Annotated in this window: 20 protein-coding genes and 1 pseudogene; 8 read left to right on the forward strand and 13 right to left on the reverse strand. The window is 40.7% G+C overall.

Going from position 1 to position 24,119, the window contains the following annotated elements; all coding sequences use genetic code 11:
• Nucleotides 1–150: 150 nt before the first annotated feature.
• The 4 genes from CA730_RS18285 to CA730_RS18300 all read right to left on the reverse strand — a co-directional run bounded on the left by CA730_RS18285 (nucleotide 151) and on the right by CA730_RS18300 (nucleotide 3,531).
• Nucleotides 151–699, reverse strand: a complete 549-nt coding sequence (locus tag CA730_RS18285) for an NUDIX hydrolase (protein ID WP_096671636.1) — start codon at nucleotides 697–699, stop codon at nucleotides 151–153.
• Nucleotides 700–797: 98 nt separating this feature from the next.
• Nucleotides 798–1,286, reverse strand: a complete 489-nt coding sequence (folK, locus tag CA730_RS18290) for a 2-amino-4-hydroxy-6-hydroxymethyldihydropteridine diphosphokinase (protein WP_096669459.1) — start codon at nucleotides 1,284–1,286, stop codon at nucleotides 798–800.
• Nucleotides 1,287–1,340: 54 nt separating this feature from the next.
• Entirely contained in the window at nucleotides 1,341–1,754 is a 414-nt protein-coding gene (locus CA730_RS18295; RefSeq protein ID WP_096669461.1) for a tetratricopeptide repeat protein, read from the reverse strand.
• Between the two features lie 19 nt (nucleotides 1,755–1,773).
• Nucleotides 1,774–3,531, reverse strand: a complete 1,758-nt coding sequence (locus CA730_RS18300; protein WP_096669463.1) for an Hsp70 family protein — start codon at nucleotides 3,529–3,531, stop codon at nucleotides 1,774–1,776.
• Between the two features lie 536 nt (nucleotides 3,532–4,067).
• Between CA730_RS18300 and CA730_RS18305 the strand changes: the two genes are divergently transcribed.
• From CA730_RS18305 to CA730_RS25230, 3 genes and pseudogenes are all read left to right on the forward strand, one after another.
• Nucleotides 4,068–4,319, forward strand: coding sequence for a type II toxin-antitoxin system Phd/YefM family antitoxin (locus CA730_RS18305; protein ID WP_096669465.1), 252 nt, complete (start codon nucleotides 4,068–4,070; stop codon nucleotides 4,317–4,319).
• The gene (locus CA730_RS18310; protein WP_231939876.1) at nucleotides 4,312–4,542 is read left to right on the forward strand and encodes a hypothetical protein; all 231 of its coding nucleotides are present in this window, start codon (nucleotides 4,312–4,314) and stop codon (nucleotides 4,540–4,542) included. Before CA730_RS18305 ends, CA730_RS18310 begins: the two co-directional genes overlap by 8 nt.
• Nucleotides 4,543–5,104: 562 nt before the next feature.
• A pseudogene (locus CA730_RS25230) lies at nucleotides 5,105–5,380 on the forward strand (transposase); the annotation flags it as partial.
• Nucleotides 5,381–5,612: 232 nt separating this feature from the next.
• Here CA730_RS25230 and CA730_RS18325 read toward each other — a convergent pair.
• The 5 genes from CA730_RS18325 to CA730_RS18345 form a co-directional block, all read right to left on the reverse strand.
• Nucleotides 5,613–6,032: a type II toxin-antitoxin system VapC family toxin gene (locus CA730_RS18325; protein WP_027249567.1), complete on the reverse strand. Its 420-nt coding sequence runs from the start codon at nucleotides 6,030–6,032 to the stop codon at nucleotides 5,613–5,615.
• Nucleotides 6,019–6,282, reverse strand: coding sequence for a ribbon-helix-helix domain-containing protein (locus CA730_RS18330; RefSeq protein ID WP_096671638.1), 264 nt, complete (start codon nucleotides 6,280–6,282; stop codon nucleotides 6,019–6,021). The genes CA730_RS18325 and CA730_RS18330 overlap by 14 nt, the downstream gene beginning before the upstream one ends.
• A gap of 240 nt (nucleotides 6,283–6,522) precedes the next feature.
• Entirely contained in the window at nucleotides 6,523–7,281 is a 759-nt protein-coding gene (locus CA730_RS18335; RefSeq protein ID WP_096671640.1) for a nucleotide exchange factor GrpE, read from the reverse strand.
• Between the two features lie 182 nt (nucleotides 7,282–7,463).
• The gene (locus CA730_RS18340) at nucleotides 7,464–7,760 is read right to left on the reverse strand and encodes a DnaJ domain-containing protein (protein WP_096669467.1); all 297 of its coding nucleotides are present in this window, start codon (nucleotides 7,758–7,760) and stop codon (nucleotides 7,464–7,466) included.
• 87 nt (nucleotides 7,761–7,847) lie between these two features.
• Complete coding sequence (locus CA730_RS18345) at nucleotides 7,848–10,364, reverse strand: tetratricopeptide repeat protein (protein ID WP_096669469.1); 2,517 nt, start codon at nucleotides 10,362–10,364, stop codon at nucleotides 7,848–7,850.
• A 369-nt stretch (nucleotides 10,365–10,733) separates the two neighbouring features.
• Here CA730_RS18345 and CA730_RS18350 point away from each other — a divergent pair, with 369 nt between their 5' ends.
• Nucleotides 10,734–13,109 (forward strand): transglycosylase domain-containing protein, encoded by a 2,376-nt coding sequence (locus tag CA730_RS18350; RefSeq protein WP_407919742.1) that lies wholly within the window; start codon nucleotides 10,734–10,736, stop codon nucleotides 13,107–13,109.
• A 230-nt stretch (nucleotides 13,110–13,339) separates the two neighbouring features.
• Entirely contained in the window at nucleotides 13,340–13,534 is a 195-nt protein-coding gene (gene psb35 / locus CA730_RS18355) for a photosystem II assembly protein Psb35 (protein WP_096669471.1), read from the forward strand.
• Nucleotides 13,535–13,744: 210 nt separating this feature from the next.
• Here the strand turns inward: psb35 and CA730_RS18360 are convergent, their stop codons facing one another.
• The 4 genes from CA730_RS18360 to CA730_RS18375 form a co-directional block, all read right to left on the reverse strand.
• Nucleotides 13,745–14,167 carry a tellurite resistance TerB family protein gene (locus CA730_RS18360; protein ID WP_096669473.1) on the reverse strand — a complete coding sequence of 141 codons (423 nt, stop codon included), beginning with the start codon at nucleotides 14,165–14,167 and terminating at the stop codon, nucleotides 13,745–13,747.
• A 57-nt stretch (nucleotides 14,168–14,224) separates the two neighbouring features.
• Nucleotides 14,225–15,562, reverse strand: a complete 1,338-nt coding sequence (locus tag CA730_RS18365) for a 16S rRNA (cytosine(967)-C(5))-methyltransferase (RefSeq protein WP_096669475.1) — start codon at nucleotides 15,560–15,562, stop codon at nucleotides 14,225–14,227.
• A 188-nt stretch (nucleotides 15,563–15,750) separates the two neighbouring features.
• On the reverse strand, nucleotides 15,751–18,642 hold the full coding sequence (locus CA730_RS18370; RefSeq protein ID WP_096669476.1) for a CBS domain-containing protein: 2,892 nt from the start codon (nucleotides 18,640–18,642) through the stop codon (nucleotides 15,751–15,753).
• 190 nt (nucleotides 18,643–18,832) lie between these two features.
• A complete protein-coding gene (locus tag CA730_RS18375) occupies nucleotides 18,833–20,281 on the reverse strand; it encodes a glycoside hydrolase 100 family protein (RefSeq protein ID WP_096669478.1) in 1,449 nt (482 codons plus the stop codon).
• Nucleotides 20,282–21,243: 962 nt separating this feature from the next.
• Here CA730_RS18375 and CA730_RS18380 point away from each other — a divergent pair.
• From CA730_RS18380 to CA730_RS18390, 3 genes are all read left to right on the forward strand, one after another.
• Complete coding sequence (locus CA730_RS18380; RefSeq protein WP_096669480.1) at nucleotides 21,244–22,314, forward strand: Mrp/NBP35 family ATP-binding protein; 1,071 nt, start codon at nucleotides 21,244–21,246, stop codon at nucleotides 22,312–22,314.
• A gap of 124 nt (nucleotides 22,315–22,438) precedes the next feature.
• Nucleotides 22,439–23,752 (forward strand): rod shape-determining protein RodA, encoded by a 1,314-nt coding sequence (rodA, locus tag CA730_RS18385; RefSeq protein WP_096669482.1) that lies wholly within the window; start codon nucleotides 22,439–22,441, stop codon nucleotides 23,750–23,752.
• Nucleotides 23,753–23,904: 152 nt separating this feature from the next.
• Nucleotides 23,905–24,099, forward strand: coding sequence for an NAD(P)H dehydrogenase subunit NdhS (locus tag CA730_RS18390; RefSeq protein ID WP_096669484.1), 195 nt, complete (start codon nucleotides 23,905–23,907; stop codon nucleotides 24,097–24,099).
• The last annotated feature ends 20 nt before the right edge of the window (nucleotides 24,100–24,119 follow it).

Below are 24,119 nucleotides of genomic sequence, written 5' to 3' on the forward strand. Positions count from 1 at the left end.
CGTCTTTAGACCGGAGAGTGTCAAGCAACCAGTTATTCCCGCTAGTTATAGCAGTCGGGAGTCACCAAGTCAGGAGTCACCGAGTCAGGAGTCACGGAGTTGGGAGTCAGCCAATTATTTACCAATGACCAATGACTAATGACCAATGACCTATTTTAAAAATGAACGCAGGAGGAAAAAACTAGCAATGGATTTAGCATCTACAGGGTCTCCTTGCAAAATGGCTTTTTCCAGTTCTTCAGGAGTTAGTAATACTGTTTCGATATCTTCATCTTCGTCTTGTACTGGTGGTGTTTCTAGCTTTTCTAAATCTTTAGCAATAAAAGCATAGATAATTTCATCAGAATAACCGGGAGCAAGGAAAAATTCTCCTAATTTATCCCACTGACGAGCATGATAGCCAGTTTCTTCTGCAATTTCCCGTTTGACTGTTTCTAAAGGATCTTCATTGGGTTCTACAGTTCCCGCCGGAAATTCTAATAGTCTTCCCTGTACTGCAAACCGATATTGACGCACAAGTACCAGCTTACCGTCTGCGGTTATGGGTATAACCAGAGCGCCACCGGGATGACGAATACATTCCCATTCCCCTTCGGCTTTGTTGGGTAAACGCAAGCGGTTAACTTCAAAGTTAAACTTGCGTCCTTTATAAAACAAGCGTTGCTTGAGCAACTGTGGTAATTCTCTACCTAATGGCATAGTAAATTCTACCGTCTGTGAATACAGAGAACGTATACGGGGGTTTTCTGTTGTTATCAGTTCTTTTTGGGTTGCAAAAATGGTAATTTTTTTACCCACTACAATAAATGTACATCATTTGTGTTGATTTCTAGTAGTAAATCTTGAATTACTCTTTGAGATATAGGATCTATCCAATCTGGAGCAATTTCTACCAGGGGGACTAAAACAAAGGCTCGTTCAGCCATGCGAGGATGGGGAATTTGTAGATTTGGCTGCTGTAAAATCAAGTCATCATATAATAATAAGTCTAAGTCTAAGGTACGTGGACCCCAGTGTTCCTGACGCACACGCCCAAACTTTTGTTCAATGGTGAGTAATTGGGCTAATAAGGCTTGTGGTGAAATCTGCACTGATAATATCGCGCAACCATTTAAGTAGTCTGGTTGAGTTGGGCCTATGGCTTTGGTACGATACCAACGAGATTGGGCTTGTATGGTTATGCCTGATGTTTGGGCTAAGGTTTCTAAAGCTCCTGTTAAAATGGCTAGGGAGTTACCTATGTTACTACCAAGGGCGATCGCAGTTCTAGCCGCAGTTTGTACCATTCTCTAAGACTCCTACACATCTGGGTTTTTTGTAATTTTGCAAAAGTCTATGTCTCAACTGCTTTTAGATAACTTGATCATTTCTAGACAATCATAAGCGATCGCATTTTTTGGGTCAAATTTGAGCGCTTGTTGCCAAGATGTGATCGCTTCTCTCCATTCTCCCTGCAATGCCGATAATTTCCCCGCTAAGGCATGGAAATCTGCATTACCATAATACAAAGCTAAAGCTTGATTATTGTACGTTGCTGCTTCTGAATAACGCATTTTTGAAAATAAATCCAGGGCTTGTCTGTGATACCAAATGGCTTGATCATGCAAAGTAATCAAGTCAGATAAATCGGCTTTACAGCGTCTACAAGTTGGGGAATGGGGAGGCAATGGAGAAATCTGGCTATCAGTTTCTCCCCCTGTTACTCCTGCTCCCTTTGTCGGACGATAAACTGCATTACAAACAGGACATTTCATGATTACCACTCTCTATTCCCTATTCATCATTCGTACTAGCGTAGTAAAGAAAATCTGAGAGTTCTTCTTGTAACTGGGATAATTCTGCACTTTTACTAGCATTCGCATTTTCAATCTGGGCTAATAAGTCTTCTAATTCCTCTGCTTGCTCAGAATCTAGTGTGGACAATGTTTGTTGAGCGCGGTCTAAAAGTGCTGCTAATTCTGGAGCTATTTCTACTACTGAGATTGTCTCTTCTGTGGAGATTTCGATAGTTTCATCAGCCTCAAACAAGGCATCTAAATCTGCCCTTGCTTGCTTCAATTCATGGCTAGAAAGTTTTTCAATCCCTGCATTATTGACTACTAGCGTTCCCTGTTGTCCTTTGCCTTTTTCAGTAGTGGTGACGGTGAGAATGCCATTGATATCAAAGTCAAAGTGAACCTCAACTTGAATACCTCCTGCGGGTTTGGGTGGTAAATTCTCGACTCTAAAATCACCTAAAGGCACATTTTCTTCGGCGATCGCATTTTCTCCCTGAAAAACTTCAATTTCTACCACTTCTTGTTCATCAGACACGGTGTAATAAACCTGAGAGCGAGAAACGGGAACAACGCTGTTACGGGGAATAATCACACTGAAGTAACCGGGCATAATTCCCATTGGTGTAGTCACAGCCGCAGCAATACCCAAGGAATGGGGAATCACATCTACAAGAATGGCATCCACAGATTCTCCCACCAACACCCCAGCTTGTAAAGCTGCTCCCAACGCCACACAAAGGTCTGGTTGAATACCATCACTGGGAGTCTGTCCCAGATGTTCTGAAATCATTTCTTGAACTAGAGGAATGCGTGTCGAACCACCCACTAAGATAATTCGGTCAATATCACCGGGTAATAGGTCTGCATCGGTGAGAGCGCGGTCAATGGCCTCTAAAGTTTCTGTTAATAAGGGGCGAATCAATTTTTCCAAATCTGCTCGCGGTACTTCTGTCTCTAGATGGAGTGCAGTCTTACCTTTAGTACCTAAAAAGGCTTCCCGAATTGTGGCAAAAGCATGGGAACTCAAATCAATTTTTAACTGCTCGGCTGCTCGTAAAAGACGCGCTTGGGTGACAGCATCATCTGGAACATCCACACCATGCTGTTTACGAAATATATCCACTAGATAAAGTTGCAACAACCGATCAAAATCGTCTCCACCCAAGCGGTTATTACCATGAGTTGCTAATACCTCTGTGACTTCGCCTGTAATTTCCACTACCGACACATCAAAAGTACCACCACCCAAGTCATAAACTAGAACCCGTTCTGTCTCTTCGGAACGCAAATCATAAGCTAAAGCCGCTGCTGTTGGTTCGTTGATAATTTGCAGTACCTCCAAACCAGCAATCTCTCCAGCGGTTTTAGTTGCTTGGCGTTGAGCATCTGTAAAGTAAGCGGGAACTGTAATTACTGCTTGGGTAATTGTTTCTCCTAAAGCATTTTCAGCCCGTTGTTTGAGGGCGCGGAGAATAATAGCGGAAACTTCATGAGGTAAGTATTCTTTATCCCCTAAAGTGGTTTTATGGTCAGTTCCCATCCAGCGTTTAATTGATTTCACGGTGCGTTCAGGAGCAGCAGCATATTGACGTAGTGCTTCTCGTCCCACCAGCACTTTACCCGTATCGCTAAATCCCACACAGGAAGGTAAAATCAGGTCGCCATCTTCTCCTGGTAATACCCGCACCTGTCCGTTTTCGACAATTGCTACTTCGGAATTTGTTGTCCCTAAATCAATACCGACTGCTTTCATAATTCTAAATTTAAAAGTTTTTTGCCCCTGGCACTATCGCACAAGCTTACACTGTATGTAATTACAAAATACCTTATTTTGGTAGCATGACAGCTTCACCATTAGGGATAATATTACAAGATATTGACCAAATAATTCATAATTCTTAGTTGGTAAGCTGTAATGCGATCGCACAATCTTGTAGGATGCGTTAGCGTCAGCGTAACGCATCACCCAAAACCCTCAATTCACCGATCCCAAACCTCTGGGTATTAATTCCACCTCTATTCCCCAATCAATCGAGTAAATACCCTCCACATACTAAAAGCAGACTTGTATGCCCACTAATTATAACTTAGAGGTCAGCACTTGCGCGATCGCTTGCGTTGCGGAGAAAATTGTCAATTACCTTTGTAATCTTAACAAGATAGTCACAATCTTCAAGTAATTGAACTGGAAATGAATTAACCTTAACGGAGCGATCGCTGTTTTAATAGAGGGCGATCGCGCTACAGGGTATGTTACAATGACTAGAGTTATTTCTCAAACAAAATGCAATGCGACAAGTTTCAGTTTCAGAAGTAAAGAAAGATTTTGCTTACATTATGGATAGCGCCCAACAAGAACCCATTCTTATTAAGGAACATGACCGCAATTATGTGGCTATTATTTCGATGAATGATTATGAGGATTTGGTAAAGATTAAAAATCTGCGTTTAAAAAATATATCGGCGGATTTAGGGGCGGAAGCTCAGGCAAATGGACTAACCTTAGAACTGTTAAACGAGATACTTAACAGTGATGCTTAATCGCTATGTTTTGGATGCTAATGTCTTGGTTAGTGCTGTTTTATCTCCTGATTCTACTGCTAATCTAGCTTACCAAAAAGCTCTTGACACTGGCATCTTATTGATTTCAGTTGAAACTTTTGCGGAGTGCGAAAATGTGATATTTTGTTCTAAGTTTGATAGTTACATTTCTGTAGCACGTCGGATTTTGTTAGGGATTATGTTTAATGAAAAGTACCTTTAAAATTTTAACTTTTAGCTATTTTTAATTGCACTTTCTATAATTAAATCAATTTTATTACGTTCTTTTCGTATCTTTGTTCTGATTGTTTCTTGGGCTTCCAATTCTGTTTTTATCTCAGCAACAATTCTTTGTTGTTCTTCTTCCGATATATCTAAAAGCGGAAACTCTTGTATTTGGCTTGGGAATATATTGGTATTGTTACCAAGACCCTTTTTATTGATTTCAACGAGATATTGAAAGTAATCCGTTCTAAAATAATCAGGACTTACGCAACTGGCACAGCGATCGCTAATTATTAGTATATGTGTACTGCAATAATGAAGATGTTATTGAATCAGACTGATTGAGAATTGTTAATAGTAATAGATTAAATAAATGACGGGTATTAATTTTATGAGAGAATGATGATAGGGTGCATTAAGAAATTAATTAACGATGAAATTTACTAAACTTAATTACTGCCAGTATTTACTTAGCAGTCAAATCAACTACACAATGACTAATCTAGCAGAACATTTAGACAATATTAGTCACGATAAAATTAATTATTATTTAAAAAATGAGTTCTATGGATGTTACACAACAGGTGTGTAAAATCCGTTGGAAAATAGAAGAGTTTCACAGGGAGATAAAACAATTAACTGGCATTGAATCATGTCAGTGTCGCAAAGGTCGTCTTCAAAGAAATCATATAGCTTGTGCTATGTTGGTTTGGCTAAGACTAAAAAACTTAGCTTACAACACAGGTCAAACTATTTATCAAATTAAGCATAATTTGCTTTCTAATTATTTAATAGGACAACTAAAACGTCCAGATATTGCTATGTCAATGGTTTAGTCTTTAGGCGCTCGGTGCAGCGTAGCCGCACCATCGCTTGTGCCAGTTGCGTAAGTCCTAATAAATTTGAAAACCCTATACAAGAATATTTCAAGTTAAGCCGCAACTACGCAAATTTTTAAATATTATATCAAACTGATGCTAGAGAAATTACTTTACACTTGGACTTTAGCCGCAATCACATCTACATCTATCTCCTCAAGGCGATCGCTATTATTGTGAGTCATGATTTTTAGTTAATAGACATCAAATTCTCAAAAGGATGACGATTTTTCCAGCGGTAAGTATTAAAGTCCCGAAAATCAACAGATAGAATCCGCCCATGCCCCAAATGTTCGGCAAGAATAATCAATGAAGCGTCCGCTAAATCCATTGGCAGAGAACTATATTGATTCATCAATTCACTGATTCTTTTCCCATCTTGAACCTTAAGATCAAAAACCTCAAAAGCACCAATTTCTAAGCTATGAATAAACGTCTGTTGAGCATTTGTACCTGTACGTTTCAAGAGAATATGACAAGCTTCCGTAATCACACACCATGTTGTAACCAGAGGCTCATCAATCGTATCTAGAACTTCTTGAGCGAGAACATGATAATCATCACGGCGATTGATTAGTGCTATCCAAAAGCCAGAATCAACGATGACCATATTTTTCGTTAAGACTTTCAGTGAGATATTGCTTGTAATTAACCGACAAATCAGAGTCCCCTTCAGCACAACCAATCAGCCCTGATTCTCTAAGGAGTTGCAAAGGCTTTACAGGGGATTCTTGATGTAATTTTTCATAATAAAGATCGATCGCCACTTTCATAATGTCAGACACACCTTGATTTGTCCGCTGGCGAATGTAATTAAACTTACTAGCGCGATCGCTATCGAGCCTTGCATTAACCCTCATATTTTTGCTTGTCATAACTCTGTATGACAATACTATAGCTCAAAAAATTCAAAGTTAAATAGTTCTCAAATAGTTTCCTCTCCGTAGGAATCGCTATTCCTGTGAGTTGTGATTATTATTAAGCGATAGCGTATCCCTGTCGGGACTCGTTCGCGGTAGCGTTCCGATAGCTTGCGTGGCGACGCAGGAGCCATAGGAATAGAGATAGCACTCCCTAGTAATCGCTTAATAATTACTCCCCTATTTTCGTGTCGCTACAATCACCTGTGCTTCTCTCAAGACTTTATCGCCCCATAAATAACCCCTGACTACTTCCTGTATCACCGTATTTTCTGTGACATCTGCCCTTGATTCACGTCCCACAGCATACATGGTTTGGGAGTCAAAAGCTTTACCCTGGGCAGGAATGGGAACAACACGGCGTTGTTTGAGGATTTCTAAAAGCGATCGCCTAATTAACTCTACTCCCTGTTGATTACTGGTAAAAATTTCCGTTAATGATTCTGATATTGGTAATTTTTCTGGCTCACTAGATTGAGTATAATTACCATTGATCCAATCAACTAGCTTTTTCCAGAAGCCTTTTTGGATTAATGGTTTTGAGTTTGAGGTAGTAGATAATGCTTCTAGTTCTTCTTGCCAGTAAGTACAAGCCTGATCTAAAGCATCCACAACACCCAGCAAATCTTTGAGGAGTTTCTCCTGCTGCTGCTCAAATTTTCCCGATGCTTGTTTTTGAATTTCTTCCAAACGCATGGGCATCTGTTCTTGTTCTGTCCGAATCACAGCTAATGCTTGTACCAGAGCATCTTGGGTAGAATGCAGTAATTTACCCTGTTGTTTAACTTCATGGCGGAGAGCAGTCCATTCGGATACCATTTGATAGGGATCAAAAGCATGAGCCGATGATGGTGGTTCACCTAAATATTCAGGAGGTGCTTGTTCTGATTGTAAATAATCTAGAAAATTGGCAAATAAAGCTTCTTTGTCATTGGTCATTGGTGATTGGTGATTGCTCATGGGTCATTGGTGATTGGTGATTTACAGCGGTTTCCGCTCTTATGAGATACATCTTAGCCCCCTCATCGCTTGCGGGGAGGGGGTTGGGGGTGGGGTTCTTGTACCTCATAACATTGGGAAGTGCTGTATCAGCTTTGTAGATTCTTTGAATTACGAATTATTTAAAATGTCGCACGAATTAGATCATCTAAGCTAACTTCTAGTTGAGCCAGGGCTTTTTCTCGCAACTGTTTTAATATCTCTGGATTCAATTCTGCTTCTAGGGGACGCAATTTCAAGAACTCATCCGCTTGATTGGTCTCTCCTTTGCGAAGTGCCTCGTAAGCTCCTCGAATTGCCTTAAACTCTTCTGGATAAGTATGCGCGGGGAATTCACGTAACTTGGCATGATACGCCGCTTTAATTTGGGCGCTGGTTGCTCCTCGTGAAATTCCTAAATGTTCGTAGTAGTCAGCCATAAATAATTTCCAATGAAGATGACATTAATTGAACTATCAGTCCTTATCTGTGTTTATCTGCGTTTCATTACTTTTGATATCTGACTTTTAAAGTAATTCCTGAAAACCTGCTTTTTTTCTAGTCTTGCGTTTTTTAGATGGAGATGATGAGTTTCTAAAGAGAAAGTCTAAATCTATTCCATCTTCCTCATCTTCGTGTTCATCTTCATCTTCATCATCTGCGAAATCAGGCATAGTGTTTAACATCTTTTTCCTGAGGTCTGGAAGCATCCGTTGAAAATCCGCTTGAGACATTTTGTCGCCAAATAATTCTTTCATCATCTCTTCTAATAAATCATCCATATCTGACATATCAAGATTGTCAAATCGCTCTGGATCTGGCATGGCACTCTGGGTTTCTCTATCATTAACAAATACCTGTTCTTCTCGAAATGCTTGTAAGGCTTTGGCATCCTGGAGACGACGGGCTAATTCAAATCCCTGCTGCTTTAATTGTTCATAGTTTGGGTGATCAATGTGATAGGTAGTGGCTCTAGCTAATAGCAATAGAGGGTTTTGTGGTTCTCGACGTAGTGCTTCATCTAGGAACGGCACAAGGGTTGTAATTTCACCAAAACGGCGGGCTTGAAGTTGAATATTTGCGATAGCGTTGCCAGGTTGGGGCATGGTGTCGAGATAGGAACGCACGGGAATTTCTAGTTTTTTGGGACTATTTTCTTTGACGGCTAAGATAACTAAATTGGCAACTCTAGCTTCTGGGTATTCTATGGATAGGTTGATTAACTTTTGTTGATACTGACTTATTAAAGCGGCGATGCCTTTTTCCCGTTTAGCAAAGAGTTGGATAGAAAGAGCGATCGCCTGCAATACGGAAATTTGTTCTTTACCTGCTAATCTTTGGAGAATAGTCTCCCATACTTGGGCTGCGGCTTTTTGGTCTAATGAAACCCGTCCACCGGAATTGGGGGGACTTTGGACTGAATTCACGAATATTTGACAAGCACGAATAGCCGGATCTTTCGGATCTTCTGCCTCCACAAAACGACTAAATAAGGGATAACTTAAGGTAGAGAGAGCATCTACCCAAGGCAATGTTTCTATTTCAGGTTCAATATTCACATCGCCAAAATGCTTGCCAAATTTGCGCCGAGCTTCATTGAATGCCTGTTTGTTATTTAGTCTCTTCCAACAGTGCAGCAACATTCCATAAACTTCTCCATACCGACATCCATTTTCCATTGCTTGGGTCAGGAGTGCGATCGCTTCATCATAATTTGCTTCTCCTGCTTCAATTAATCCCTTACGTCCCAGCACTTCTGGCGATGTCGGACAGATCCGTTCTGCTTGTTGCACAGATCCCAAAGCGGCACGAGAGCGATCTATTGCCATGTAAGCATCTGCCATCCAGCAGTGGAGATGTGCTTGGGTCGCTTTCAATCGTTGTGCAGGCCATTCTTGAGGTTTTCGTTTTGCTTCCTGTTCTAACCACTTCAAAAACCGTGTCAACAGGCGTGAACGTTCTTGATCGTGATCATTAGCATCGAAAACTTCTAAGAGATTGATTGCCAATTGGGGGTTAAAGGGTTGCTCTGTCAACAAAGGTTGCCAGAATAGTTCGGCACAGCTTGGTTCTCCTTGATTCAGTGCTTGTTGTCCGGCTAGGGTAAACAGCAGTGGACGGAGACTTTCTAGTTCTGGAAAATGTGGAGAACGTCGCTCCATTCTCAATAGCAAATGGGCGGCATCCTGGTGATTATCTTGGTCAATCAGTTGCAGCATTCGCAATACTGCTAATGCCTCTTGGCTATTTTTATCTACTGTTGCCCGTGAATTTATAGATTGGAAGGGTTTTTGTGCTGTTTTCCCCTGTTGAAAAATCGCCAATCGCTCTAAAATTGGATGCTCCAAATACTTTGGTTGACCATATGAAAGTGATTTCAGCCCCAGAAGACTGGCCGCAGCATCCCAATTACCATTGACTTGTTGAGTATAAACAATCCAAGCTATGGGCAAATCTCCATCGGTGACGGCTCGCTTAATTTTCTGAAAAGATGTCAAAGCTGTCTCTGGTTGCCCCTTTTTGAGTGCCAGAACACCTCGTACCCAGTGGAGTTGGTTAGCACTAAAGCGTTTGGATTGTTCTTGAATTAATTGCTCAACTGTAGCGGTATCGCCTCTGAGTAACAAGAGTTTTGGGTAAGAGATGCTGTACTCTTTCGGTAGATGACCTGCCTCAAAGGCATTTTTCAGCAATTTTAATGCTGTATCTAATTGCTTCAATTCCAGCAAACATCTAGCTTGCCAGTAGTGAACTTCTCCCACTAAACCAAATTCTAGAGCGCGAGCAAAGGATTTTTCTGCCTGTTTAAAATCTTGTTTCTGAAATTCTTGCTGACCCCGTAGCAACCAAATTTCTGATTCTAGGGGTGTAAATTCAATATTAGGGTGTAATCGCTGATTTTTCTTAATTTCTTCTAATGCTTGCCGATATTTTTTTTGGTTCAGCAATTCTTGCAGTTGCTTCTGGAAGGAGTTTTCCGCAACTTTTGTCTCTGTGCTAGAGACCTGTGGTTGTGAGTGCTGTTTAGACTGATTTTTAACCACTGGGCTTTCTTCCTAATTGTTTTGTGATTTTTACCCTGATAGTTAAGGGTGACTCCAACTACTTACTTAATTTCTATATTAGTAGGCAGTTCGCATTAATGTTACAGCGAGTTGTAACATTTTCCTCTCGGAGAGTATTTGTAAAGTTTGTTTACAGCATATACTGAGAGAGATTTTTGACCAATTTTCAGACTTTTCTCATGCGATAATTGCATGAATTAATTGTCATTAATAATATGAATATCAATAATATAGCTTTGCAGAAAACATATATTCAGCGTGAATTAAGTTAATAACTTATGGGGTATTATATGTGATATTATATTAACGCCAATATATTACACTCAAACCAAACAGGAGAAACTGCTATTGCCATTGAGTAATCATCAACAAAATCACAAGTCCACAAATGAAAAATTACTACCGAAAATGCAGGTAAAGGCAAAGCAGTTAATAACTCAGGTGACAACTCTATCATCTGGAATCTTGGGCAGAATAGCCAGCAGCGATAAACCTTTTTATCGTCGTTTTTGGTTTTGGGCAGGATTAGGTGTTGGTAGTGGGATCATGGCTTTCCATTACACAATCTTAGAAATAGATAAAAATTTACCAGATCAGTCTGCACTCAGAGCATTGGTACGAGAGCAAACACTGACGATTAAAGCTGCTGATGGTAGTGTGCTACAACAACAGGGAGAAGCAACCAGAGAGCAGTTGAAAATAGAGCAAATCCCAGATACTTTAAGGAAAGCTTTTATTGCTTCAGAAGATAGAAGATTTAATCAACACCAGGGATTTGATCTCCAGGGAATTGCCAGAGCAGTTATCAATAACTTGCGATCGCAAAATGTGGTAGAAGGTGGTAGCACCATCACTCAACAGGTAGCGCGAATTCTCTTCCTCAAACAAGAAAAAACCTTCTGGCGTAAACTCAAAGAAGTCCGACTATCCCAAAAAATAGAGCGAGAATTGACTAAAGACCAAATTCTGGAACGTTATCTCAATCTCGTATACTTAGGTTCTGGGGCTTATGGCGTGGGAGATGCCGCTTGGGTATACTTTAGTAAATCCGTAGATCAACTGACTTTATCAGAAATGGCTACATTGGCTGGTTTAGCTCCTGCACCTAACGTCTACGCCCCCGATAAAAACCCCAAAACAGCTACAGAACGGCGCAATCTGGTATTACAGCGGATGCTAGAAGATGGCATAATTACACCAGCCGAAAAACAAACCGCTACTCAGGAAGCATTAACAGTTAACAGCAATTTACCCAAACGGTTACAAGTTGATTTTCCCTATTTTACCACCTACGTTCAACAGCAATTACCAAAGCACGTTTCCGCAGATGTTTTGGCTAGTGGTGGTTTAATAGTAGAAACAACCTTAAACCCAACTTCGCAAAAAGCCGCAGAAGCCGCAGTTGCTAAGATATTAAAAAATGAGGGACGGTGGCAAAACTTTAAACAAGCGGCTATGGTTGCCATAGAGCCTGGGAGTGGAGAAATTCAGGCAATGGTCGGTGGTAAAGACTTTGGTAAAAACCAGTTTAATCGCGTCACCCAAGCCCAACGACAACCAGGATCAACCTTTAAAGGTTTTGTCTATGCTACAGCGATCGCTACCGGTAAAAGTCCCTATGATAGTTATTTAGATGAACCCTTATCAATAGATGGTTATGAGCCGAAAAACTCCCATGACAAATTCTCCGGTTGGTTAAATATCAGAGACGCGCTCACCAAATCCATCAATACAATTGCGGTAAAAGTCTTAATAGAAATAGGTTTTGAACCAACTATTAAACTTGCCCATGACATGGGAATTAAGTCAGAACTCAAACCTAACTATTCCTTGGCTCTTGGTTCTAATGAAGTCAACTTACTAGAATTGACCAACGCCTATGGTACATTCGCCAATCAAGGCAATTATATAGAAGCTCATGGCATTCGTCGCATCCTCAACCGCGAAGGAGATGTGATCTGGGCGGCTAAATATAAGTCCAAACCAGTTCTAGATGCTGATAGTAGTGCCATCATGACTTGGATGTTAAGAAATGTTGTCACCGATGGCACCGGCGCTGCGGCTCAATTAAATGATAGACAAGTTGCCGGCAAAACAGGTACTACCGATGAATCCCGTGATTTATGGTTTATTGGTTATATTCCCCAGTTAGTTACTGGGGTCTGGTTAGGGAATGATGACAACACCCCTACCTATGGTAATAGTGGTAGTGCGGCTTATGCTTGGCATGAATTTATGGAAAAAGCCGTAGAGGGAATGCCTGTAGAAAAGTTTCCCCCACGACCTAATTTAGAAAATCGTAAAGGTACAATCAAAGCCCAACCTCTCAAACCGAAAAAACTTGTCCATAAGTCGGTTGATGATAATAATCAAAAATCAAATGAGGATAATACCGATAATTCTGATTCCTCAACTAGACGCAGACGCAGAAGAACATACAATCAATCGGACTATTCATCAAATTCAGCAGAAAATCGGCCAAGACGGAGACGACGCTATAGTCAAGATGATAATGATACATCTTATTCTACCCGTCGCCGCCGCAGACGCAGTGAAGAATCCAATAGCGATTCCTCTTCTCAATCATCTCGTTTTCGACGCAGACGCAGTGAGGAATCAGGACCTTCTAGATCATCTTCAGAAAACAACAGTTCTGGAGGATCTTCATCATCACAACCTTCCTGGAGAGAAAGACTTAAACCCGATTCTTCAGGAAATAATTAAAATCAGGAGTATGGAGTCAGGAGTATGGCTAACGCCATGCTACGCTATCAGGAGTTTAGGAGGAAGAAGAAAGAAGAAAGAAAGAAGAAAGAAGAAAGAAGAATAGTTTTCACCAATGACCAATGACCTATTCCCTAGAAACAGCAAAGATTTTTCCTGGGGTAGATGTAGGTGATGAACTCAGTTTATACTTTGTTAAGAAGTGTAACCTAGATTAGACCAATATACTCATGAGTTATTTATTGCTCCAAGTCCAAGTACCAGATACCGGAAATCACTTTCCCCTAGCTTTTACTTTGGTGTATGTGGTGGGTTTTATCGCTGCTGTCACCATTGGTTCAATTGCTTGGTACAACTCCAAACGTCCCCCCGGTTGGGAAAATAAGGAACGCCCCGACATTATCCCCAAGGTAGAAAAGGAATAGATTTGGTGATTGGTAATTGGTAATTGGTGATAGGCAAGAATGTTTTACCCATCACCCATCACCGATTAGAGACTTCCAATTAAAAAAATATCCCAAAATTTCTTGTGGTGCAGGCATCTTGCCTGCCAATAATACAAGGACGGGCAAGATGCCCATCCCACAAGATTGGATCATCTTTTTTGTGGAGTTCTCTTACCCATTACCCATTACCTAATTCTGTACATCCACCCAACGACGATAAAGCTTTTGAATTTGTCTAAGCAAAGTATTGTGAATGCTGGGGTGAGCTTCACTAGACTTGCTTAACTCCTCCAATTGGGAGAGGAGTCTTGCTTCTTCAACGGCTACATCACCATCACTGTAAATTAAGCCACTGATAGCTTCAATTAAATCCTCGTAATCTTCCTGAGTGGGGCGATCGCCTAAATACTCCTTGACCCATTGATAACACTCATTTGGCTTGACTGGCACTAATTCATACAACCAAGGTTTAATCTCAGGATCATTGGCTAAACCTTTAACTTGGGCTATTTCTCGCAGATATTGCCGTTCTTCTGGTTGGATTTTGCCATCAATCCAAGCGGCTCCAATCAGGATTTTTACTAGGTTTTTTACATGAGAATTATTAACCATCACTGCCTCCTCTGGTAGATTCGGGCTTTGATTAAATCTTACAATCACTATTAGTATTCACTCGGAATCCTTAGTTTTTCTTAAGCGCACCATAAAAAAACCATCCATATCCTGTTGGTGAGGCCAAACTTTCAACCACCCCAGGGGAGAAATATCGGCAAAATCAAAGCTGGGAGGTTCAATTTGCCAATGGGGATTTGCAGCTAAAAACTCGGAAATTACCTGTTCATTCTCTGCTGGATGCAGTGTACAAGTGGCATAAACTAAAACGCCGCCAGTCTTGACAAAAGTTGCATTGTGTGATAATAATTCTCTCTGTAATTGGGAAAGTTCTTGAACAGAAGCTGGTGTTTGTCGCCAACGCGCATCAGCGTGACGGTGCATAGTTCCCAACCCGGAACAGGGAGCATCAAGTAATACACGGTCAGCAGTATTATAGAATTGCGGTAAGTTGCGACTATCTCCTGGACAAATTTCGATAGATTGTAAATTTAAACGTTGAGCATTTTCTTTTAATTTGCGTAATCGGGAAGCAGTTTTATCACAGGCGTAAATTTTGCCCTTATCCCCCATTAACTCCGCAATATGGGTAGTTTTTCCCCCTGGTGCAGCGCAAACATCAATCACAACATGACCGGGTTGAGGATCAAGCAAATGAGCAACTAATTGGGCGCTACTATCTTGGACAGTCCACCAACCTTCATGAAAACCAGGTAAATTTTGAATTGCGCCGTTATTACCAATTAATCGTAAAGCTTGGGGTAAATGGGGAATCGGTTTCACTAAAATACCAGCAGATACAAAAGCTGATTCTACTTCTTTTAAAGAACTGCGAAGAATATTTACTCGTAAATCAATCGTCGGGGTTTGATTCATCCAATTACAAAGTTTTTCTGTTTCCTCAAAACCTAATTGTGATAACCAAAGTTCAATGATCCAATTAGGGAAACTGTGTAAAATTCCTAATTTTTCTACGGGATTTTCTGGTATTTGTAACGGTTCTGATGACTTTTCTACAAGTCGGAGATATTGACGTAATAAACCATTGACAAATCCAGTTAAACCAGGAAAACCATTTTCTTTTGCTAATTCAACGGTGGTATTTACAGCCGCAGAAATGGGGATTCTTTGTTGATAACGCAGTTGGTAAAAACCCAAATGTAAAATGGTGCGGAGGTCTTTGGGTTGTGGGGTTTTCTTGGTAGCAAGTTGCTCAATGATGACATCTAGGGTGCGTTGTCTTCTGACGCTACCATAGACTAATTCTGTCATTAATCGGCGGTCGTTGTCGGGTAACTTAAACTTTTGTAGCACTCGGTCTAAAGCAACATCAGCGTAAGCTCCTTTGTGAACTTCTTTAAGAGCAATAAAGGCTAATTGACGGGGATTTGTCATGGAAGGGGGGTGATACAGCAGATTTCAATCCTGTTCGGTTAAGACTATAGCGGTTATCGTTCGGATGCAATACAATCGAGGGCAGGGAAACCCCGCCCCTACAGGTTTTACAATTTACTGACTGTATCTTACAAAGAGTGTATACCGCTATGATGTTGGGTTTTACTATCGCTCAACCCAACCTACATTTATTTTAAAAGTTTTTGGATGGAGATAGCCAGTTCTTTAAGTTTAACTGGTTTGGTTAAATAATCATTTGCTCCTGCTTCTAGAGTGCGATCGCGATCGCCGGTCATGGCTAATGCTGTCAGGGCAATTATCGGTGTATCAATTAAGTTAGCATCGAGGCGAATCTGTCTCATAGCTTCGATACCATCCATTTTCGGCATTTGAATATCCATGAGAATTAAATCTGGCTGATGAGTTTGTGTCATGTCAATGGCTTCTTGACCATCCCTTGCTACCACAACGCGATAGCCTCTAGCTTCGAGGTAACTAAAAAACGTAATAATATTGGCTTCGTTATCTTCTGCCAGTAAAATTAGTGGGGTTTGGTTTGCTACTGTTGTATCGTCTGAGGTATCTATTGTTGAACTAGCAGTTGATTGATAATTGACCATAATTTCCGATGCGGAACAACAGGGTAGTTCGACGGTAAAACAACTACCTACACCCAGTGCGCTGGTTAATCCCACATTACCGTCATGTAATTCGACAATTCGCTTCACCAATGTTAGTCCTAAACCTGTACCTGAATATTGGCGATTTAAGGCGCTATCTATTTGAATAAAGGGCCGAAATAGTTTATGGATATTTTCTGGAGCGATGCCGATGCCTGTATCAGTAACTGCAATTTGTAGGCCAGGTTTGAGACTAGAATCATTGATATTCAAGGTAACTTGAGTAACTTCTACGGTAATCTGTCCTCCTTCTGGAGTAAATTTCACGGCATTATTGAGCAGATTAATTAATACCTGACGAATCCGTCTTTCATCTACCAATAGGTTAGGTAGATTTTCTTCAACATTGATATGTATCTGAATATTTTTCTTCAGTGCTTGTTGTTTAACAAATGCTACGCTGGATTGGCACAGATGATTGACAGAAATTGCTGTTAAGTCCAGTTCGATTTGTCCGGCTTCAATTTTGGTTACATCGAGGATGTCGTTTATCAATTCCAGGAGATGATTACCACTACGTTCAATGGTCTTTAAGGCTTTCAGTTGGCGTTCATTGACTGTACCAATGATATTATCTTGCAGCACTTCAGTGAGTCCTAAAATGGCGTTGAGGGGGGTGCGGAGTTCGTGACTCATGTTGGCCAAGAATTCGTCTTTGAGGCGGGTGGCACGGGCTAATTCTTCGTTGGAGATGGCGAGTTTTTGATTAGTTTCAGTGAGTTTTGCTTCTGTTTGCAAACGTTCGGCTAATTCTGTCTGTAACTGGTCGAAAAGATTAGCTTGTTGAATAGCGATCGCTAATTGGTTGGCAATTTGTTGAAGAAGTTGGGCTTCGGAGTCTTTCCAGACTCGTTGTTCTAGGCAAGCATGAACGACTAAAACTCCCCAAAGTCTGTTGTTTTTATCAGTGGCAATCCAGCGATTGTTGTCTCCATCTCGTACTTCTTGTAAAATGGGGGCGACGATTTTGGATTGGATTTGACCTTCCAGGGAATATTCTGCGAGGCAATCTGTCCAAATATCTTTCATGACATCGGCGACGATGCGGGGCTGTCCTTGCCAGTAGTAATCAAGAATTTCTGGAGACCATATTTCATCATCCCAATGGCGGTCTTTGAGTGACACTAAGCAACGGCGATACATTTCCACTTGGTTTTGCGAAAAACAAGCATCTTTGGTTTGTCTGCCGATCAGAGATAGGGAGGAATTTGTGGATTCGGCAACTGTAATGACTTCCCCATTACTATTTAATCGCCAAATATTCACGCGATCGCAACCCAATAATGACCGCACCTGGGTAACTGTTGTCTCCAGAATGGTTTGTAAACTCAGGGATGAGCGGATTTGGGTGGCGATGGTTGTCACCAATTTTTGCTGCTCTATCTTGGTTTGGAAAGCGATCGTCCGGGCTGCAACTTCTTTTTCTAGTTCAATGGCACGGTTTTCTAGGAATTTAATTTTTTCGGCTTTTAACCGCAATATTTTCTCTTCTAATACTTCTGCCAGTCTGTATAATTCTAAGGGCTTCAGGGCTTGGAGGAGATTAGTTTGGGTGACAATTCCTAATAATTCTCCCTGTGATCCTGTGACGGCTAATCTACGGATTAAGCGTTGTTCCATGATCTGCTGTACTGCCCATAGGGAATCCTCTGGCGTGACGTAGAAAATCGGTGTACTCATCACTGCATCGGCTAAACAGGTTTCTAGGTGCAAGCCTAATGCCTGAAATTGGACAATATCCCGCTCGGTAATCATTCCCACGGGAATTTGCAGAGATTGAGCCTGAATGTCACTATTTTGCACAATTATTACCGAACTTACCCGATTTTCCGCCATGAGTTGGGCGATCGCTAACATGGAACTATCTGGTGCGGCACAAATTACATGATTTGTCATCACCTCTGAGACTGTCCGTAACCGTAACAGGTCTATAGGACGAGAGGTTTGTCGTAAACTTTCATGAGTCACCAATCCCACGACCTGATCTTGCTCATCCAGAACGGGTATTTGCCGTGTATGATACTGTTGAAGTAGATTTATCGCCGCAAATAAATCGCTAAATTCTGACTCGTACAGGGTGACAACCGGAAATGCCATTACCTCTTTGATGGCTAAATTCTCTAGATGACGTTGCTGGGCGCTCAATCGCACTATATCTCTTTCTGTTAAAATTCCCACCAATTGCCCAGCTTCTACTACTAATACGCAGCTTGATCTTGCTTCTAAATGCAGTTCTTCTGGTTGTCCATCAGTTGTTTTAGTTGTATTACAGATAACTCTCACGCCACTCATTTGTGTGATCGCTCCCATCACTGTAGTCTCCGGTGTAACTATCAGTGGATCACGGATAATGGCAGAATGCAATTCTGATGGAGTCATTTCTGTGGAGAACTTGAGCATTGGTCTGGTAGTATTTAAACGTGAAAGAGTAACTTCAAGAACTTAGCTGAATATGTTTTTTCTTATATCAGAGTATTCTATACACAATATTTGATTGGCTTTAAAAATATTCAATATTGATAATTGGACAAGGTATTGCTGTATGTAAGTATATTAGATTCCCGACTCCGCAACGAAGCCGGGATGACAATTAAAGATTTATGTAAGGATCTATATTGCCAACTTCAAATTCACAAGCTCTAGAAACCACATCTGGAGGTAACTTATCAAAACTAATTAATGGTAAATAATCAGGATTATCTATAAGTTCCAAAGCCAATAAATAACCAGCAATTGTCCAAGTTTGATACTTCCTAGCTTGTTTACCAATTAATCTCCCTTTTTTCCCATCATAATACTCTGGCCATTCATCCTCCGATAATCTGACTTTAGCAATGGCAATTGCTTTTTCTGCCAACTGTGGTTTTTTGGTTTTCACCGCCGCTGCTGCTAACATCCACATTAAAACAGGCCAGCTACCAGCATTATGATATGACCAAGGTATATTTTTCGGGTCACATCCTGTCACAACTCGATATTCTTCACCTTGTAAAGCCGGATAACAGATTTTAACAGGCATATCTCCGACTAAATCTTCCCATCGTTTTTCAATCAGATTCATAATTGCTTGGGACTGTTCCTCTGTAGAAAGATCAGAAATCACAGCCATCAAATTTCCCAGGGTGAAGAACCGAGTATCCATTTGTGATGGTCCGACATTTCCCGCAAAATAACCACCTTTTTTTGGTAGCCATTTATCTAACTCATAATAAGGTAAAGAATCGGCATAAATATTGAAAAGATTAACCGCCGTTTTTCCGTATTCCTCACCTTTAAAGCGATAAATTGCATTCAGACGATTAATATCTATCCAGTAATGCTGACGAATATGCCCACATAATAAAGGTAAGCGGTTATCAATTGCTTCTACAATATCCTCATTACCTTTACAAATTAGCAGTTCTCTGGCTGCACGTAAAGCGGCAAAAAACAGCACTTGAATTTCTAAAGGATGACCATAAATTCCCATGCGTCTGTCTATCATACAAGCGCCATCAGGAACTAATAGCGTCGGGTACATATCAAACCGATTAGCTAAACAGATGTCCATAATTAACCTAATTCCTGTTTGGAATTCTGGTTGATAAGCAAGAGAAGGATCTTTAGTAGCAACTACATAAGCACGTAATAAAATTAACCACCATAAACAAGAATCTACAGGTGTGACTCTAGCGATCGCGTGTTCACCAAAATCAGCTTCTAGAAATTCTTCCCCATTGGCAGAAACAACTTTAAAACTGGCTGGAATTAATCCTCTACCGGGTTTATAGGCATCTAATGCCTTTTCTTTGGGTTGTAACTTTAATGTTTCTTCTAGGAAATTCTTGACAATATCTGTTCTGCCTTTAATCAGAAAAATTAACGCCGAGGAAACAAAATCCCGGATAAAACATTGGTCATAATTTAATGCTTCGACGGATGAATCATAAGCCGCTACAGTACCAACTGGCTGACCTTTGTAGTAGAGAATTGAATTCTCTAATGCCTGCCATGCTTCATTTTCTATATTTTTACTTGTCTCTAATTTGTTTAGTTGCATTACCAGACTAACTCCATTTAGATAGTATATTTGTTGGGAGTAGATGCACCTTTAATTATTCTCTAATGCCATTTTCATCATAACTTTGAAATAGCAAATATCAATTCATTCAAAATACTAAATGTCAGTAAAGACCAAAATTAAACTCAATACCTTTGCCTAACTTAAAAAAGCCTGGATTCTTAGGTTGGTTAAGAGTCATAATCCAATAAATGCGTTGGGTTACACTGTCACTTAACCCAATCTATAAGAAATGGCAAAGGTATTGTAAACTGCATCATATTTAACAGTTTCTTGAATTTCTAGAAACGTGGATTCTTTTGTATGTAGAACCACTTAAATGTAGTATATCTACTTAATTAACGATTGGCTATTGCGATGACAAAATAAATTATTCCCCTACAACTTAACAAGTTATAACGTTTTTTCAGAATATGCAATATCAACAGCTAAAAAAATTGGGGGATTAATACTGATTAAGGGATATATATTTTACCAGCCCTTCCTAAGTTGCAACTTTTGATATCCTTGATTAAGTACACAGGCAAAATTAATAGGACTTACGCACGCTCACTAATTTACCATGATATGAATGAAGGAAATTGCGTCGTTTTCGGCTTTGGGAATAACTTATTGAGTAGGGTGCGTCAGATAGAGGGAATCTGTTTTTTTTTGTCAAAATATCGTGTCTGACGCACCCTACAAAGGATAAAATTTACGTTACATATTTTGGAAATCTTGTCAATGCGTAAATCCTAATTAATTATATAAAAGATTTGGATTTAATGTAGGGGTAGCGCCCCCGTGCCTACCCGTTGGGGCAACCACGGGGGGTTTGCCCCTACAAGATTCTGGTTTCTCAGAACTGACAACTAAACAATTACCCCAATAAAGTTAAGATTCTAGTATCTGTCAATGAAAATTTTTTAAGCTTTATAGTCAGCGGCAACGGTAAACACACTATGTATGATATCCTAGATTCCCACGCAGTCCTAGAAGTGTTGCGACCAGTAGAAGATCCAGAACTTCGCAAAAGTCTGGTAGAATTAAATATGATTCGCAACGTCAAAATTGACGGTGGCAAGGTTAGTTTCACTTTGGTGTTGACCACTCCGGCTTGTCCTTTACGGGAGTTTATTGTCGAAGATTGTCAAAAAGCTGTGAAAAAACTCTCTGGGGTAACAGATGTGAGTATAGAAGTAACAGCGGAAACACCCCAGCAAAAAGGCTTACCAGACCGTAATGGCGTACCAGGGGTGAAAAATATTATTGCTGTTTCTAGCGGTAAAGGTGGTGTTGGTAAAAGCACCGTGGCTGTAAATATTGCCGTAGCTTTAGCACAAACTGGGGCAAAAGTCGGTTTATTAGATGCAGATATTTATGGACCTAATGATCCCACCATGTTGGGTTTGAGTGATTCCGAAATTAATGTCCGTTCTACAGAAGCAGGGGACATTCTCGAACCGGCTTTTAATCATGGTGTCAAGCTTGTTTCCATGGGCTTTTTGATTGATCGAGATCAGCCAGTAATTTGGCGCGGTCCGATGCTGAATGGTGTAATTCGTCAATTCCTATATCAAGTGGAATGGGGAGAACTGGATTATTTAATTGTGGATATGCCCCCAGGAACTGGAGATGCTCAATTAACTTTAACCCAAGCTGTACCAATGGCAGGGGTAGTCATTGTCACTACACCACAAACTGTGGCTTTGTTGGATTCCCGAAAGGGGCTGCGGATGTTCCAGCAGTTAAATGTTCCAGTTTTGGGAATTGTGGAAAATATGAGCTATTTTATTCCCCCAGATCAACCGGATAAGCAATATGACATTTTTGGTTCTGGTGGTGGTTCCAAAACAGCCGCAGAATTAGGAGTTCCCCTGTTAGGATGTGTACCGTTAGAAATTTCTACAAGAATTGGGGGTGATAGTGGTGTGCCGATAGTGATTGGTGAACCTAATTCAGCCGCTGCTAGAGCATTGAAGGCGATCGCTCTCACTGTAGCAGGTAAAGTTTCCGTTAATGCTTTGACATAAGTAAAAAAGGAGTCAGGAGTCAGGAGTTTAGAAGAAAGAAGAAGAAAGAAGCAAATTTCTCCCTTCCCCCCTGCCCCCTACTCCCCTACTCTCCTACTCCCCTGCCCAACTTCCTCCTCACACAATGTTATTAAAACCTTTGTTCCCGAAAATGCGTTGGCAATCCTGGCTTAAACCCTGGCAACAAATGGATGGGCTACTATTTATCCTCCCCGTTGCTGTTAGTATGTTCGGGGGGCTAATGATTCTGAGTACAGAATTAAAGCAACCTGTAACTGACTGGTGGTGGCACTGGCTGATAGCGGCGATTGGTTCAACTATTGCCTTATTTTTAGCTCGTTGCCGTTATGAAAACTTAATGCAGTGGCATTGGTTCACCTACGGGCTGACCAACTTTAGTTTAATCGCTGTGATGCTCGCTGGTACTAGTGCCAAAGGCGCACAGCGTTGGATCAGTATTGCCGGTTTTAATGTCCAACCCTCAGAATTTGCCAAAGTAGGGCTAATCATTACCTTAGCTGCATTGTTACATAAACAAACTGCTTCTACTATTGAGAGTGTTTTCCGTGTCTTGGCAATTACGGCTGTACCTTGGGCATTGGTATTTTTACAACCAGACTTGGCAACATCATTGGTATTTGGAGCAATATTTTTAGGAATGCTGTACTGGGCAAATGCTAACCCCTGCTGGTTAATACTCATGATTTCCCCGGTCATAGCAGCAATTCTATTTAGTATATCTTGGCCACTATCCACACCCATAGTCTTATCTAAAGAAATATCTTTGAGTATATTGGGTTTACTATGGGCAGTAGCGATGGGGATAGTTGGTTGGGTTAGTCTCCCCTGGAAGCGTTTTGGTATTGGTACTATCGTATCATTATGTCTCAATCTCCTCGGTGGCGAATTAGGCATTTTTGCCTGGAATCATGTGTTAAAGGAGTATCAAAAAAACCGACTTAGTGTATTTATTAACCCTGAACATGATCCTCTTGGCTCTGGTTATCACCTGATTCAATCTCGCATTGCTATTGGTGCTGGTGAAGTTTGGGGTTGGGGTTTGTTTAAAGGTCCTATGACTCAACTCAATTTCGTTCCTGAACAGCACACAGATTTTATTTTCTCCGCTGTTGCTGAAGAATTTGGTCTGGTGGGGTGCTTAATCTTACTATCAGTTTTTTGCTTGATTTGCTTTCGCCTGCTTCACGTAGCTCAAACAGCCAAAGATAACTTTGGTTCACTTTTAGCTATAGGTGTTTTATCTATGATTGTGTTTCAACTGATTGTGAATGTTGGTATGACAGTTGGTTTAGCACCAGTGGCGGGGATTCCCCTACCTTGGATGAGTTATGGACGTTCAGCAATGCTGACTAATTTTATTGCGATCGGCATAGTAGAATCTGTAGCTAATTATCGTCAACGGCAAAAGTATTATTAAAGAGGAGTCAGGAGTTCGGAGTTCGGAGTTCGGAGGAAGAAATTGAACAATAGAGCCTGAAATTTCTCCCTTATTCCCTGTTCTCTATTCCCTGTTCCCTGTTCCCTAATAAGCATTAAGCTATTAATAGGAAACTATTGAGGGTAAATATGATGATACTGCCTGGAGTAACTGTTCGCGTCAAAAATCCCGCAGATACATATTATCGGTCTGAAGGACTTGTCCAACGAGTGAGTGATGGTAAAGTGGCTGTATTATTTGAAGGTGGTAATTGGGATAAAATAATTACTTTCCGCTTAACAGAATTAGAACCTGTTGAAACTACAGTTCCGAAAAAAGGGAAATAGTAATTTAGTCATTAGTCATT

Origin of the sequence: Dolichospermum compactum NIES-806, assembly GCF_002368115.1 — a bacterium.
Lineage (GTDB): Bacteria > Cyanobacteriota > Cyanobacteriia > Cyanobacteriales > Nostocaceae > Dolichospermum > Dolichospermum compactum.